This is a genomic window from Pseudonocardia sp. Cha107L01 (genome assembly GCF_052566575.1).
Genome location: NZ_CP199579.1, coordinates 4,864,080 through 4,878,742 on the forward strand (window position 1 = coordinate 4,864,080; position 14,663 = coordinate 4,878,742).

At 74.3% G+C, this 14,663-nt stretch carries 11 protein-coding genes and 1 pseudogene; all 12 read left to right on the forward strand.

Annotation, left to right across the window (positions count from 1 at the left end):
• Positions 1 to 35 precede the first annotated feature (35 nt).
• Positions 36 to 1,742, forward strand: a complete 1,707-nt coding sequence (locus tag ACTXG6_RS22875; RefSeq protein ID WP_445189840.1) for a UDP-N-acetylmuramoyl-L-alanyl-D-glutamate--2,6-diaminopimelate ligase — start codon at positions 36 to 38, stop codon at positions 1,740 to 1,742.
• Positions 1,739 to 3,211 carry a UDP-N-acetylmuramoyl-tripeptide--D-alanyl-D-alanine ligase gene (locus tag ACTXG6_RS22880; protein WP_445189841.1) on the forward strand — a complete coding sequence of 491 codons (1,473 nt, stop codon included), beginning with the start codon at positions 1,739 to 1,741 and terminating at the stop codon, positions 3,209 to 3,211. Before ACTXG6_RS22875 ends, ACTXG6_RS22880 begins: the two co-directional genes overlap by 4 nt.
• 8 nt (positions 3,212 to 3,219) lie before the next feature.
• On the forward strand, positions 3,220 to 4,290 hold the full coding sequence (mraY, locus tag ACTXG6_RS22885) for a phospho-N-acetylmuramoyl-pentapeptide-transferase (protein WP_445190091.1): 1,071 nt from the start codon (positions 3,220 to 3,222) through the stop codon (positions 4,288 to 4,290).
• A gap of 60 nt (positions 4,291 to 4,350) precedes the next feature.
• Positions 4,351 to 5,757, forward strand: a complete 1,407-nt coding sequence (gene murD / locus ACTXG6_RS22890) for a UDP-N-acetylmuramoyl-L-alanine--D-glutamate ligase (RefSeq protein WP_445190092.1) — start codon at positions 4,351 to 4,353, stop codon at positions 5,755 to 5,757.
• Positions 5,754 to 7,220: a putative lipid II flippase FtsW gene (gene ftsW / locus ACTXG6_RS22895; protein ID WP_445189842.1), complete on the forward strand. Its 1,467-nt coding sequence runs from the start codon at positions 5,754 to 5,756 to the stop codon at positions 7,218 to 7,220. The genes murD and ftsW overlap by 4 nt, the downstream gene beginning before the upstream one ends.
• Positions 7,217 to 8,314: an undecaprenyldiphospho-muramoylpentapeptide beta-N-acetylglucosaminyltransferase gene (gene murG / locus ACTXG6_RS22900; RefSeq protein WP_445189843.1), complete on the forward strand. Its 1,098-nt coding sequence runs from the start codon at positions 7,217 to 7,219 to the stop codon at positions 8,312 to 8,314. The genes ftsW and murG overlap by 4 nt, the downstream gene beginning before the upstream one ends.
• Positions 8,315 to 8,340: 26 nt before the next feature.
• Positions 8,341 to 9,792, forward strand: a pseudogene (gene murC, locus ACTXG6_RS22905) (UDP-N-acetylmuramate--L-alanine ligase); the annotation flags it as partial.
• Between the two features lie 143 nt (positions 9,793 to 9,935).
• Positions 9,936 to 10,712 (forward strand): cell division protein FtsQ/DivIB, encoded by a 777-nt coding sequence (locus ACTXG6_RS22910; protein WP_445189844.1) that lies wholly within the window; start codon positions 9,936 to 9,938, stop codon positions 10,710 to 10,712.
• Positions 10,713 to 10,866: 154 nt separating this feature from the next.
• Positions 10,867 to 12,144 carry a cell division protein FtsZ gene (ftsZ, locus tag ACTXG6_RS22915; RefSeq protein ID WP_445189845.1) on the forward strand — a complete coding sequence of 426 codons (1,278 nt, stop codon included), beginning with the start codon at positions 10,867 to 10,869 and terminating at the stop codon, positions 12,142 to 12,144.
• 50 nt (positions 12,145 to 12,194) lie between these two features.
• Positions 12,195 to 12,902 (forward strand): peptidoglycan editing factor PgeF, encoded by a 708-nt coding sequence (pgeF, locus tag ACTXG6_RS22920; protein ID WP_445189846.1) that lies wholly within the window; start codon positions 12,195 to 12,197, stop codon positions 12,900 to 12,902.
• Entirely contained in the window at positions 12,899 to 13,648 is a 750-nt protein-coding gene (locus ACTXG6_RS22925) for a YggS family pyridoxal phosphate-dependent enzyme (protein ID WP_445189847.1), read from the forward strand. The genes pgeF and ACTXG6_RS22925 overlap by 4 nt, the downstream gene beginning before the upstream one ends.
• Before the next feature lie 98 nt (positions 13,649 to 13,746).
• A complete protein-coding gene (locus ACTXG6_RS22930; protein ID WP_445189848.1) occupies positions 13,747 to 14,439 on the forward strand; it encodes a cell division protein SepF in 693 nt (230 codons plus the stop codon).
• Positions 14,440 to 14,663 lie beyond the last annotated feature (224 nt).

A 14,663-nucleotide genomic window follows, 5' to 3' on the forward strand; every position in this document is an offset into this window, starting at 1 on the left:
AGCTCGGGGAGCCAGTGCCCCGCCAGGGCGCGATCATGACGCCGGTAGCCTTCCGCGACGTGCCCCCGACCCAGATCGCGGCCGCCGCGACGGCCGCCCCGCGGCCAGCGCGGATCGCGCCCACCGCGCTGGCCGAGTTGGCCGAGCTGGCCGGTGCGCGCCTGGTCGAGAGCCCGGTGCCCGGTACCGCGCCCGGTACCGCGCCCACCAGCACGGCCAGCAGCACGACCGGCAGCACGACCGGCAGCACGACCGCCAGCACGACCGGCAGCACGACCGGCAGCACGGCCGGCAGCACGACTGGCACCGTGACCGGCGTGACCCTGCGCACCCAGGACGTCCGCCCCGGCGACCTGTTCGCGGCACTGCCCGGGTCCCGGGCGCACGGCGCCGACTTCGCGGCGAAGGCGCTCGCCTCGGGCGCGGTGGCGCTGCTCACCGATCCGGCGGGGGCCGCCCGCCCGGCCGTCGCCGGCGCCGGCGTGCCGACCCTGGTGGCCGACGACCCGCGAGCGGTGCTCGGTGCGCTCGCCGCCCGGGTCTACGGCGACCCGACCGCCCGGTTGCCCGTCCTCGGCGTGACCGGCACCAGCGGCAAGACCACGGTGACCTTCCTGATCGAGGCCGGGCTGCGAGCCGCCGGCATGGTGACCGGGCTGGTCGGCACGGTGCGCACGACGATCGCCGGCGAGCGCTGGAACGCCTCGCTGACCACCCCGGAGGCCCCCGACCTCCAGGCGATGTTCGCGATCATGGCGGAGCGGGGCGTGACGCACGCCGCGATGGAGGTGTCCAGCCACGCGCTCGCGCTGCACCGGGTGGACGGCACCCGGTTCGCCGTCGGCGCGTTCACCAACCTGTCCCAGGACCACCTGGACTTCCACCACGACATGGCCGGCTACTTCGCGGCCAAGGAGTTGCTCTTCGACGGCCGGGCCGGCACCGAGGTGGTGAACGCCGACGACGAGTGGGGCCGGCGGTTGCTGCGCCCGCACACCGTCACGGTCTCCGCGCGCGGCCGGGTGGACGCCGGGTGGCGGGCCGAGTCCGTGCTGCCGACCGGGGACGGCGGCCAGCGGTTCGTGGCGATCGACCCGGCCGGTGCTCGCACCGAGGTCAGGCTGCCGCTGCCCGGGGCGTTCAACGTGGCGAACGCGCTGCTCGCATTGGCCTGCCTGGACCAGGTGGGCGTCCCGGCGGGCACCGCCGCCGAGGGGATGGCCGAGGTGGTCGTGCCGGGCCGGCTGGAGCGGGTCGATGCCGGCCAGCCGTACCTGGCGCTGGTGGACTACGCGCACAAGCCGGGCGCGGTGGCCGCCCTCCTCGACACCCTGCGGGCCCGGCTGGGCAGCCCCGACCTCGCCGGCGGCCGGCTGCTCGTGGTGCTCGGCTGCGGTGGCGACCGGGACGCGGCGAAGCGCCCGCTGATGGGCGCCGAGGCGGCCGGCCGGGCAGACCTGCTGGTGATCACCGACGACAACCCGCGCAGCGAGGACCCGGCCGCGATCCGGGCCGCGATGCGGGTCGGCGCGCTGTCCGCCCCACCGCTCGGCGAGGTCATCGAGGTGGGTGACCGCCGCGACGCGATCGCCGCCGCGGTGGCCAGGGCCGGTGACCGGGACGTGCTCGTGGTCGCCGGCAAGGGGCACGAGACGGGACAGGAGGCGGGCGGGGTGCGCCGGCCGTTCTCCGACGTCGACGTGCTGGCCGAGGCGATCCGCGCCCGCGAGGCCGGCCGATGATCCCGATGACGCTCGCCGAGGTCGCGGAGGCGGTCGGCGGCCGGCTGCACCGGGCGACCGGCGAGGAGCTGGTCTCCGGCCCGGTGGAGTTCGACTCGCGGGCGATCACCAAGGGCGGGCTGTTCGTCGCGCTGCCCGGCGAGCGGGTGGACGGGCACGACTACGCGGCCGGGGCGCACGCCGCCGGGGCCACCGCGGTGCTCGCCGCCCGCCCGGTCGAGGCGCCGGCGGTGCTGGTCGGCGAGCGGGGTGCGGCCAGCGCCGAGGCGCGGAGCGCGGCCGTGTTGGCCGCGCTGAGTGCACTGGCCGCCGAGGTGGCCCGCCGGCTGCCCGCGCTGGAGATCGTCGGGCTGACCGGCTCGTCCGGCAAGACGTCCACCAAGGACCTGGTGGCAGCCGTGCTGGCCCCGCTGGGTGCCACGGTGGCCCCGCCCGGCTCGTTCAACAACGAGCTCGGGCACCCCTGGACGGTGCTGCGCGCGGACCGGCTCACCCAGCACCTGGTGCTGGAGCTGGCCGCGCGGGGCCTCGGCCACATCGCGGCGCAGTGCGCGGTCGCCCAGCCCAGGATCGGCGTGGTGCTGAACGTGGGCAGTGCGCACCTGGGCGAGTTCGGCTCCCCGGAAGCGGTGGCGGTGGCCAAGGGCGAGCTGGTCGAGGCGCTGCCGCCGGCCGTCCGGGGTGGCGTGGCGGTGCTCAACGCCGACGACGGGCGGGTGGCCGCCATGGCCTCCCGCACCTCGGCCCGGGTGGTCACCTTCGGGGTGGCCGGCGAGGACCGTCCGGGGACGGCCGACGTGCTGGCCGCCGACGTCTGGCTCGACGACGCCGGCCGGGCCGGGTTCCGGCTGGTCACCCCCGCCGGCGAGACCGACGTCGGGCTGCGGCTGGTCGGCGCGCACCAGGTCGGCAACGCGTTGGCGGCGGCCGCCGTCGGCCTCGAGCTGGGCGCCGACCTGGAACAGCTGGCCGACGTGCTCAGCGCCGCCCGACCGACCTCGCGCTGGCGGATGGAGGTCAGTGAGCGGCCGGACGGGGTGACCGTGATCAACGATGCGTACAACGCGAACCCGGAGTCGATGCGGGCCGGTCTGGAGGCACTCGCCGCGATCAGCGGGTCCACCCGGCGCGGTTGGGCGGTGCTCGGCGCCATGGGGGAGCTGGGCGACACCGCGCCGGCCGCGCACGCCGGGGTCGGCCGGCTGGCCGCCCAGCTCGGGGTGCGCCACCTGGTCGCGGTCGGCGCCGCCGACTACCGCACCGGCTACGGGGAGGAGTCGATGGTCGTGCCGGACGTGGCGGCGGCACTGGAGGTGCTCCACGAGCGGCTGCGGCCGGGTGACGTGGTGCTGGTCAAGGCGTCCCGGGCAGCCGGGCTGGAGCGGGTGGTGGCCGGTTTGCTGGCGGGTTCGACGGTCGAGACGGGCCAGCCGGGCACACCGGCCGAGTCGACGGAGGATGCCCGGTGAGGGGCATCATGATCGCTGCCGGGGTTGCACTGGCGGTGTCCATCCTGCTCACCCCGTACCTGATCCGGTTCTTCGCCCGGCAGGGCTTCGGGCAGGAGATCCGGGCCGAGGGGCCGGCCAGCCACCAGGCCAAGCGCGGTACCCCGACCATGGGCGGGGTGGCCATCCTGATCTCGATCTGGCTGGGCTACCTGGCCGCCCACCTGGTCACCGGTGAGGCCGGGGAAGGCCCGACCGCGTCGGCCTGGCTGGTGCTGCTGCTGACCACCGCACTGGGCCTGGTGGGCTTCCTGGACGACTTCATCAAGCTGCGCCGCCAGCGGAACCTGGGGTTGAACAAGACCTCCAAGCTGGTCGGCCAGCTGCTCACCGCGATCGTCTTCGCGGTCCTCGCACTGCGCTTCACCAACGCCTCGGGGCTCAGCCCGGCCTCGGTGCGGCCGTCCTTCGTGCGCGACATCCTGGTGCTGTCCTTCGGCACCGTCGGGTTCATCCTGTTCTGCTACCTGCTGGTGACCGCCTGGTCGAACGCGGTGAACCTGACCGACGGGCTGGACGGGCTGGCCGCCGGCACCTCGGCCATGGTGCTGGCCACGTACGTGATCATCTCGTTCTGGCAGTTCCGCTACACCTGCGCGCTGCTCGAGCCGCACCCCGGCTGCTACTCGGTGCGCGACCCGCTGGACGTGGCGCTGGTGGCGGCCGCCGCGATGGGCGGCTGCGTCGGCTTCCTGTGGTGGAACGCCGCCCCGGCCCGGATCTTCATGGGCGACACCGGCTCGCTGGCACTGGGCGGGCTGGTCGCCGGTCTGTCCATCGTGACCCGCACCGAACTACTGCTGGTGATCATCGGCGGGGTGTTCGTGGTGGAGGCGCTGTCGGTCGCACTGCAGATCGTGGTGTTCCGCTCCACCCGGCGCCGGCTGTTCCGGATGGCCCCGTTCCACCATCATTTCGAGCTGGCCGGCTGGGCCGAGACCACGGTGATCATTCGCTTCTGGTTGCTCGCCTCGATCTGTTGCGCGCTGGGGCTGGGCATCTTCTACAGCGAGTGGCTGGCCGCCGCGTCCGGGGGTTAGGCCGTGTCGTCACAGGCGGAGTCGTCACAGGCGGAGCCGTCACAGGCGGAGTCGTCACCGCTGACCGACCTGCGCGGCCGGCCCGTGCTGGTGGCCGGCGCCGGTGTGTCCGGGCTGGCCGCGGCGGCGGCGCTGGTCGAGCTGGGCGCCGAGGTCACCGTCGCCGACGGGGTGGCGGAGCGGCTCGCCGAGCTGCCCCCGGGTGTCCGGGGCGTCGTCGGGCTCACCGACCCGCCGGCGGGCACCGCGCTGGTGGTGACCAGCCCGGGCTGGCGACCGGACGCGCCGCTGCTGGTGGCTGCCGCGCGGGCCGGCATCGAGGTGATCGGTGAACCCGAGCTGGCCTGGCGGTGGACCCGACCGGGTGGCCCGGGAGCTCCGGAGGCCGGTGGCGCGGGCGTGCGCTGGCTCGCGGTGACCGGGACGAACGGCAAGACCACCACGGTCGGCATGCTCGAGACCATCCTGCGCACCGCCGGGCGGGACGCGGTGGCCTGCGGGAACGTCGGCACCCCGGTGATCGACGCGGTTCGGGGCGCCGGCGCAGTAGGTGCCGGGACCAGGGAGCTGGCCGTCGAGCTGTCCAGCTTCCAGCTGTACTGGTCACCGTCGATCCGCCCGGCCGCCGGCTGCCTGCTCAACATCGCCGAGGACCACCTGGACTGGCACGGCGGCATGGCCGGGTACCTGGCGGCCAAGGCCAGGGTGCTCACCGGGGCGGTCGCGGTGGCCGGCGTGGACGACCCGCTGGCCGCCGCCGCGCTGGCCGACTCACCGGCCGCGCGCCGCATCGGGGTGACCCTCGGCGAACCGGCCGACGGGCAGTTCGGCGTGCTCGGGGCGACGCTGGTGGACCGGGCGTCCGGAGGCGACCCGGTGCCGCTGGTCGAGGTCGCCGACGTGCGCCCGGCCGGCCCACCCGGGGTGTTGGATGCGTTGGCCGCCGCCGCACTGGCCCGGGTCGCCGGGGTGGGCGCCGCGGCGGTGGGTGCCGGGCTGCGCGCGTTCTCGCCCGGCCCGCACCGCGGCGGCGTGGTCGGCGTGGTGGGCGGGGTCCGGTACGTGGACGACTCGAAGGCCACCAACCCGCACGCGGCGGCCGCCGCCCTGGGGGGCCATTCGAGGGTGGTGTGGATCGCCGGCGGCCAACTGAAGGGCGCTTCGGTCACAGATCTGATCCATCAACACGCACATAGGTTGGCCGGAGTAGTCCTCCTGGGTACCGATCGGGGGATGTTCCGTGACGCACTGTTGCGACACGCACCCGACGTCCCCACCGCCGAGGTGACGCCGGGTCAAGATGCCCCCATGACTGACGCGGTACGGCTGGCCTCCGAGATGGCCGCGCCAGGTGATGTGGTGCTGCTCGCTCCGGCGGCGGCATCGTTCGACCAGTTCGCCGGATATGCCGATCGGGGGCGGGCGTTCCAGGCCGCCGTCGCGGCACTCCCGGCGGTCTCCAGGTGACCGGGACCCGTACCGGCCGGTCCCGCCTCACCCAGTCCGACGCCTCGGTCGCGGCGGCCAACGCCGCCAAGGCACGGGCCGCGCTGACCGCCTGGCTGGCCCGCCCGCTGACCTCGCTGCACATCGTGCTCGGGGTGTTCGGGCTGCTCACGCTGCTCGGGCTGGTGATGGTGCTGTCCGCGTCCAGTGTGGAGTCCTTCGAGCAGGTGGGCTCGTCCTACTCGGTGTTCCGCCGGCAGCTGCTGTTCTGCCTCGGCGGCCTGGTGGTGTTCTGGGTCGGCATGCGGATCCAGCCGAAGGTGCTGCGCGCGCTGGCGCCGGCCATGCTGATCGGCGCGGTGCTGCTGCTCGTGGCGGTGCTGATCCCCGGGATCGGGCAGGTCCGGGGTGGCGCGCGCAGCTGGTTCGTGGTCGGCCCGATCTCCATCCAGCCGGCCGAGATCGCCAAGGTGGCGCTCGCGCTGTGGGGGGCGCACGTTCTGGCAGCCCGGCAGCGGGTACTCGGCAACTGGCGCCAGCTGCTGTCCCCGCTGCTGCCGGTGTCGCTGGTGATCTTCACCCTGATCGTGGTGGAGCCGGACCTCGGCACGTCGGTCTCGCTGGCCATCGTGGTCTACGCGCTGCTGTTCTTCGCCGGGGCGCCGGTGCGGCTGCTCGCCGCGCTCACCCTCGGCGGCGCGGTCGGCGCGGTGGTGCTCGGCTTCAGCGCCGGCTACCGGCAGAGCCGGATCATGTCGTTCCTGTCGCCGAACGCCAGCGACCCGCTCGGGGCCGCCTACCAGGCCAAGCAGGCGCTGTACTCGCTGGCCGACGGCGGCCTGTTCGGGGTCGGCCTCGGCCAGGGCCGGGCCAAGTGGAGCTACCTGCCGAACGCGCACAACGACTTCATCTACGCGATCATCGGCGAGGAGCTCGGCATGGTCGGCGCGATCGCCGTCCTGGTGCTGTTCGGCCTGCTCGCCTACGTTGGGCTGCGCATCGCGACCCGCAACACGGACCCCTGGCTCAAGCTGGTGGTTTCCACCCTGACGGTGTGGATGGTCGGCCAGGCCACGATCAATATCGGCTACGTGGTGGGATTGCTCCCGGTGACCGGCATTCCGTTGCCGCTCGTGTCCTCAGGAGGTTCCGCTCTGGTGACCGCGATGTTCGTCGGAGGTCTGCTCGCCAACGCCGCCCGGCACGAGCCGGAGGCGATCGCCGCGCTGCGTACCCACGGCCAGGGCCGGGTCGCCAGGCTGCTCGGGCTGCGGCTGCCCGAGCCGTACCGCTCGCCGGGTGCCCGTGCGGCCGCACGGTCGGCGGCGCCGAGCCCGCGTGCGCCCCGGGACGCCCGGCCGCCGGCCCAGCGGTCCGCCTCGTCGGGCTGGGGGGCCGGGTCCGGCCGGCGCGGTGCCGGGAAGCAGGTTCCCGGCCAGCGCGACGGGCGCCGGCAGGTGCCGGGGCAGCGGGGTCGGCGATGACCGGGCGCCCGCTGTCCGTGGTGATCGCCGGCGGCGGGTCCGCCGGGCACATCGAACCGGCGCTGGCTTTCGCCGACGCGGTGCGCCGGCTGCGCCCGGACGCCCGGGTCACCGCGCTGGGTACCGAGCGCGGGCTGGACCGCACGCTCATCCCGGCACGCGGCTACCCGCTGGAGCTGATTCCGCCGGTGCCGCTGCCCCGCAAGCTCACCCCGGAGCTGCTCACGCTGCCGGCCAAGGTGCTGGGCTCGGTGCGGGCCACCCGCGCCGTGCTGAGCAGGGTCGAGGCCGACGTGGTGGTCGGCTTCGGCGGTTACGTGGCACTGCCGGCCTACCTGGGCGCCCGGGGCCGGGTGCCGATCGTGGTGCACGAGGCGAACGCCAGGGCCGGACTGGCCAACCGGGTGGGTGCCCGGTTCGCCGCCAAGGTCGCGGCGGCGGTACCGGACAGCGGGCTGGCCGGCGCCGAGGTGATCGGGATCCCGCTGCGCCGCCAGATCAGCACGCTGGACCGCCCGGCCGAGCGCGCCGCAGCCCGCGAGCACTACGGGCTGCCCGCCGACGGCCCGGTGCTGCTGGTGTTCGGTGGCTCGCAGGGCGCGCGCTCGCTGAACACCGCGGTGGCCGAGGCGTTCGGTGCGCTGGCCGAGGCCGGTATCGCGGTGCTGCACGGGCACGGCGCGGGCAACCAGGTACCGGTGCCGGCCGGCGCCCAGGCCTCGGGTGGCCGCTATGTCGGACTGCCCTACCTGGAGCGGATGGACCTTGCCTACGCCGCCGCCGACGCGGTGCTGTGCCGCTGCGGGGCGATGACGGTGGCCGAGGTGTCCTCGGTGGGACTGCCCGCCGTGTACGTGCCGCTGCCGCACGGCAACGGCGAGCAGGCGCTGAACGCCGCGCCGGTGGTGCGCGCGGGCGGTGGCGCGCTGGTGCCGGACGCCGAGCTCACCGGGCAGCGGGTGCTGGCCGAGCTGATGGGGCTGCTCACCGACCCGGTGCGGCTGGCCGCGATGAGTACCGCCGCGCGCCGCTCCGGGCACACCGGCGCGGACGAGACACTGGCCAAGCTGGTCTTCGACGTGGTCGGCCAGTGACCGCACCGAATCGGGGGAGTGCCGGGATGACCGCGTCGACCGGGCAGCCGGCCGGAGTGTCCGCCGCGCCGCCCGCCGTGCTGCAGCGGGTGCACCTGATCGGCATCGGGGGCGCCGGGATGAGCGGGATCGCGCGCATCCTGCTGGCCAGAGGGGTACCGGTGTCCGGCTCGGACGCCAAGGACTCCCGCACCGTGCTGGCGCTGCGGGCGCAGGGGGCCAGGATCGCGGTCGGGCACGACGCGGCGAACCTGGCGCAGCTGGACGGACCGCCCACGGTGGTGATCTCCACCGCGATCCGGGCGGACAACCCGGAGCTGGCCGCCGCCCGGCAGCGGGGGCTGGTGGTGCTGCACCGCTCGGAGGCGCTGGCCGCGCTGATGGCCGGTCGCCAGGTGGCCTGTGTGACCGGTACCCACGGCAAGACCTCCACCACCTCGATGCTCACGGTGGCCCTGCAGCACTGCGGGCTGGACCCGTCCTTCGCGATCGGCGGTGACCTCGCGGCCGCCGGCTCCGGCGCGCACCACGGCGCCGGCGAGATCTTCGTCGCCGAGGCGGACGAGAGCGACGGCTCGTTCCTGCGGTTCAGCCCCCGGGTCGCGGTGGTGACCAACGTGGAGGCCGACCACCTCGACCACCACGGCACCGCGGCCGCCTACGCCCAGGTCTTCCGCGACTTCCTGGCCCGGATCACCCCCGGCGGCACGCTGTTGAGCTGCGCCGACGACCCCGGCGCCGAGGAGCTGGCCCGACGCGCCGAGCAGACCGGCCTCCGGGTGCGCCGCTACGGCCGGAACGCACCCGGCGCGGCGGGCGACGCGGTACTGCTGGACTACCGCCCGGCCGGCACCGGCGGCCGGCTGCGGGTGCGGCTGCCCGGCACCGGGGCCACACCCGAGGAGGAGACCCACAGCGTCACGGTGGCGGTCCCCGGTGAGCACATGGCGCTCAATGCGCTGGGTGCGCTGCTGGCCGGGCTGGAGCTGGGCGCGCCGGCGACCGGGATGCTCGAGGGGCTGGCCGAGTTCTCCGGGGTGCGGCGGCGGTTCGAGTTCAAGGGCCGGGCCGGTGGGGTCGCGGTCTACGACGACTACGCGCACCACCCGACCGAGGTGGCCGCGCAGCTGACGGCGGCCCGCTCGGTCGCCGAGGGACGGCTGCTGGTGGCGTTCCAGCCGCACCTCTACTCCCGCACCCGCACGTTCCACCGCGAGTTCGGTGCCGCGCTCGCACTGGCCGACGAGGTTGTGGTGCTGGACGTGTTCGCCGCCAGGGAGGACCCGGAGCCCGGGGTCAGCGGCGCCATGGTGGCCGACGCGGTGACGTTGCCGCCCGAGCGGGTGCACTACGTGCCGAAGTGGTCGGCGGTGCCCGAGGTGGTGGCCGGCCTGGCGCGCCCCGGGGACCTGGTGGTGACTATGGGCGCCGGCGACGTGACCGTGCTCGGCCCGGAGATCCTCACCGAGCTGAACCGCCGCGAGCCGGACCGGCGCGCGCCGGTGACCGGCTCAACGCCCGGCGAGGCGACCGGCCCGACCACCGGCGAGGCGACGGAGCAGGACACCGGACCGGACAGCCGGGCGGCCGGGCCGGCTACCGAGCGGCCGGAGCGGGCCCGATGAGCCCGGTGGACACCGCGCCGGACCGGACCCCGACCGATCCGGCGACCCCCCGCCCGCCTCGCCGAGGCCGGGACCGGCGGAACCAGGTGCGCTACCGCCGCAGGCGGCTGCTCGCGATCGTGCTGCTGCTGGTGCTGGTGGCCGGCGCGGCGCTGATCGGCGGCCGGGCCGCGCTGATGTACGGGGCCCGGTTCCGGGTCAACCAGATCGACGTCGTCGGGACCACCCAGCTGAACCCGGCGCTGATCCGGGCGGCGTCCGGCATCGAGATCGGCCAGCCGCTGCTCGCGGTGCGCGCCGACGAGGTCCGCCGGCGGCTCTCGGCCGTCCCACTGCTGGCCTCCGTCGAGGTGACCCGGGACTGGCCGAACACGGTCCAGCTGTCGGTGACCGAGCGCACCCCGGTGGCACTGGCGGCGTCGACGGCCGGTCCTCAGCTGGTGGACAGCACCGGGCTGCCGTACGAGCGGGCCCCCAAGCCGGCCCCCAAGCTGCCGAGGCTGGCCGCCGACCGGGTGACCCCCGGCGATCCGGACACCGAGGCCGGGCTCGCCGTGCTGGCCGCGCTCAACCCCGCCGTGCGGGACGAACTGCAGGTCATCGAGGTTGCCGGCCCCACCCAGATCACCCTGCGGCTGGCTGGCAACAAGCAGGTCAGGTGGGGCTCCTCGGACGACTCGGTCCGCAAGGCAGCGGTGTTGGCGGCGCTGCTGACCCAGCCCGGGACGATCTACGACGTGACCGCGCCGGACCTGCCGACCATTCGGCGCTGAGTACCAGCGCAATCCGGCCTGACGGCCTACCGGCGCGCCTGCTGGACCGCGACCGGTGGCGACCCTACCGTTCCCGTGCGAGGCAGATGGCTGACATAACTCTCAGTCTCTGGTCGAGAGAGACAGTGCTAGGCCAGTAAGGAAGGTGCCGCGCATGACGCCCCCGCACAACTATCTTGCGGTTATCAAGGTCGTCGGAATCGGTGGCGGCGGCGTGAACGCGGTCAACCGGATGATTGAGCACGGTCTGAAAGGCGTCGAGTTCATTGCGGTGAACACCGACGCCCAGGCACTGCTCATGTCCGATGCCGACGTGAAGCTGGACATCGGCCGTGAACTGACCAGGGGACTCGGCGCCGGGGCGAACCCCGACGTGGGCCGCAAGGCCGCCGAGGATCACCGGGAAGAGATCGAAGAGGTGATCAAGGGCGCCGACATGGTGTTCGTGACCGCCGGCGAGGGTGGTGGAACCGGCACCGGCGGCGCCCCGGTGGTGGCCAGCATCGCCCGCAAGCTCGGCGCGCTGACCATCGGCGTGGTGACCCGCCCGTTCACCTTCGAGGGCAAGCGGCGCGCGGGGCAGGCCGAGGACGGCATCAGCCAGCTGCGCACCGAGTGCGACACCCTCATAGTGATTCCGAACGATCGCCTGCTCCAGCTCGGGGATGTCGGTGTGTCCCTGATGGACGCGTTCCGCTCCGCCGACGAGGTGCTGCTCTCCGGTGTGCAGGGCATCACCGACCTGATCACCACCCCCGGTCTGATCAACCTGGACTTCGCCGACGTGAAGAGCGTGATGTCCGGCGCGGGCAGCGCGTTGATGGGCATCGGTTCGGCCCGCGGCGAGGGCAGGGCGGTGCAGGCCGCCGGCAAGGCGATCAACTCGCCGCTACTGGAGGCGTCCATGGACGGCGCGCACGGCGTGCTGCTGTCGGTCGCCGGCGGGTCCGACCTGGGTCTGTTCGAGATCAACGAGGCGGCGTCGCTGGTCCAGGAGGCCGCCCACCCCGACGCGAACATCATCTTCGGGACGGTGATCGACGACTCGCTCGGCGACGAGGTGCGGGTCACCGTCATCGCGGCCGGGTTCGACTCGGGCACCCCGACGCACAAGAAGCTCGACCCGGCCGCCTTTCGCGCACCCCGACCGGACAGCGGCAGCTCCGCCCGTCCCGCCCCGGGGAGCTCGAACAACGGTGGCGGCAGCAACGGCAACCTGAGCAACGGGGCGTCCAGGACCCCGTCGCCCAGCCAGTCCTCGGCCGCTTACGCACCGGCGCCGAACATCCCGCCGCAGTCCACCGCGCCGCACAACCACGCCGCCCCGGCGTCCCCGCCGCCGCCCCCGCTGCCGCCGCCCCCGGTGACGGCCCGGAAGGTGCTGGATTTCGAGGACGACGAGGTCGATGTACCGCCCTTCATGCGCCGCTGATCAACTAGCTCGCACGCCCACCACCGTCACCAGCTACTAGGGTGGCGGTGGTGCGCGTTCGGCGAGTGGTGACCACCAGGGCAGGCGGCGCCTCGCGCGCGCCGTTCGAGCGGTTCAACCTGTCCTCCGGGGTCGGTGACGACCCGGCGGCGGTGGCGGCCAACCGGCGTCGGCTGGCGGCCGGGGTCGGCCTGCCGGCCGGTTCGGTGGTCTGGATGCGACAGGTGCACGGCACCACCGCGGCCACCGTCAGCGCGCCGCCCGAGCGGGAGCTGGCCGAGGTCGACGCGATGGTCACCGACCGCCCGGAGCTGGCGCTGGCGGTGCTGGCCGCCGACTGCGTGCCGGTGCTGCTGGCCGACCCGGTCGCCGGCGTGCTGGGCGCGGCGCACGCCGGCCGGGTCGGGGCGGCGGATGGCGTGCTGCCGGCCGCGCTGGCCGCGATGCAGCGGCTGGGGGCCCGCCCCGAGCGGACCGAGGTGTTGCTGGGGCCGGCGGTCTGCGGCGCCTGCTACGAGGTGCCGGCCGCGATGCGCGCCTCGGTGCACGCCGCGCTGCCCGGCAGTGCGTGCGTGACGAGCAAGGGCACCCCCGGGCTGGACCTGCGGGCCGGGCTCCGCCAGCAGCTGCGCGCGCTCGGCGTGACCAGGGTGGACACCGACCCCCGCTGCACCGTGGAGGACCGCGACCTCTACTCGCACCGCCGGGACGGCAGGACCGGCCGGCTCGCCGCGGTGACCTGGCTCGATCCCCGATGACCGCGGCGCACCCGGTGCGGCGCGACCGCCGCGCCGAGCTGGCCGCCGCACTGGAGACCGTGCGTGGCCGGGTCGCGGCGGCCTGTACCGCCGCCGGGCGTTCGGCCGACGAGGTCGAGCTGGTCGCGGTCACCAAGACCCGCCCGGCCAGCGACGTGGCGCTGCTGGTCGATCTCGGGCAGCTGGCGTTCGGCGAGAACCGCCCGCAGGAGGCCGCCGCGAAGGTGGCCGAGCTGACCGAGCTGCGCGCCGGGTGCACGCCACGCTGGCACCTGGTCGGGTCGCTGCAGCGCAACAAGGCCCGCTCGGTGGCGGCCTGGGCGGCCCGGGTCGAGTCGGTGGACTCCGCACGGCTGGCCGATGCGCTGGACGCGGCCGTGCCGAGGGCGGTGGACAGCGGGGAGCGGGCCGGGCCGCTGTCGGTGCTGATCCAGCTCAGTCTGGACGGCGACCCGGCGCGGGGCGGGGTGCCGGCCGGGCAGCTGGCGGAGCTGGCCGACCGGATCGCCGGATCCGGGGGTCTGGTGCTGCACGGGCTGATGGCGGTGGCCCCGCTCGGCGGCGACCCGGACCGGGCGTTCGCCGCGCTCCAGGAGGCCGCTGGGAGGCTCCGGAACAGCCATCCGGGTGCTCGGGTGGTGTCCGCGGGGATGACAGCTGACTTCGAACGGGCGATCCGATACGGATCGACCTGTGTGCGTGTCGGAGCCGCCCTTCTGGGTGACCGGCCATTAGCCTCGCCCTGAGCGATAACGCGGTGTCACCGGACACGTAGATCGGGACGGTGACGCGACTTGATGCTGCCCGCGTTGGCTCGTGAGGCTGTCGGGAAGGGGGCGTGGCCATGAGCGCGCTATATCGGCTGAAGGCATACTTCGGGATGGTTCCGGCCGAAGATATGGACGCGTACCTCGACTACGACGATGAAGCCAGCTACTACGACGAGGGCCGCCCCGGGTATGCCGAACCGCACCCGGAACCCCGCGCCGAGCGTGCCGGCAACCCGACCGAGCGACCCTATGCCGAGCGGCACTACGGGGACCGTCCGCACACCGAGCGCGCCTCGCTGGACCGGCCCCTGCCGGCACCGGCCCCGATCGGTGTGCCGGCGGCGCGGAACGGCTCGGGCGGTGCCGGTCGGGCACCGCTGACCCGGGGGGCTCTGGCGGTCGAACCGCTGGCCGCGGCGCCGCCCCGGGTGCAGGAGCCGCTGACCGAGTCGAACCGCGCCACGGCCGCCGCCGCCAAGGAGGCGCCGCTGTCGCGGATCACCACGGTGCATCCGCGTAGCTACAACGAGGCGCGGACGATCGGGGAGAGGTACCGGGAAGGCATCCCGGTGATCATGAACCTGACCGAGCTGGACGACGCGGCCGCCAAGCGTCTGGTGGACTTCGCCGCCGGGCTGGCCTTCGCCCTGCGCGGTTCCATCGACAAGGTCACCAGCCGGGTCTTCCTGCTCTCGCCCACAGGCGTCGATGTCTCAGCGGAAGAGCGCAGAAAGCTCGCGGAGCGCGGCTTTTTCGGCCAAGATTGAAGCGTGTCCCTTCCCGCCATTTCGGCCCCCAATGGGCTCCGTAGCGTCATTACGGAGCGTGACCGGACCGGTGACGTTGGGGTGGCTGGGACTGGACCAGTGGATTATGGTTCTGCCCCTGGCCGTGTTCATACTGTTGACGTTCATCGGCACGGCCTGATGGATGATCCGTTCGATCCGAGGTCTCTATGAGACGTGTAAAGGGCCTCGGTTGCCCAGGACTG

Coding starts and splice junctions, on each gene's coding strand:
- ACTXG6_RS22875 (WP_445189840.1), top strand. CDS start 36: ATGACGCCGGTAGCCTTCCGCGACGTGCCCCCGACCCAGATCGCGGCC.
- ACTXG6_RS22880 (WP_445189841.1), top strand. CDS start 1,739: ATGATCCCGATGACGCTCGCCGAGGTCGCGGAGGCGGTCGGCGGCCGG.
- mraY (WP_445190091.1), top strand. CDS start 3,220: ATGATCGCTGCCGGGGTTGCACTGGCGGTGTCCATCCTGCTCACCCCG.
- murG (WP_445189843.1), top strand. CDS start 7,217: ATGACCGGGCGCCCGCTGTCCGTGGTGATCGCCGGCGGCGGGTCCGCC.
- ACTXG6_RS22910 (WP_445189844.1), top strand. CDS start 9,936: ATGAGCCCGGTGGACACCGCGCCGGACCGGACCCCGACCGATCCGGCG.
- ftsZ (WP_445189845.1), top strand. CDS start 10,867: ATGACGCCCCCGCACAACTATCTTGCGGTTATCAAGGTCGTCGGAATC.
- ACTXG6_RS22925 (WP_445189847.1), top strand. CDS start 12,899: ATGACCGCGGCGCACCCGGTGCGGCGCGACCGCCGCGCCGAGCTGGCC.
- ACTXG6_RS22930 (WP_445189848.1), top strand. CDS start 13,747: ATGAGCGCGCTATATCGGCTGAAGGCATACTTCGGGATGGTTCCGGCC.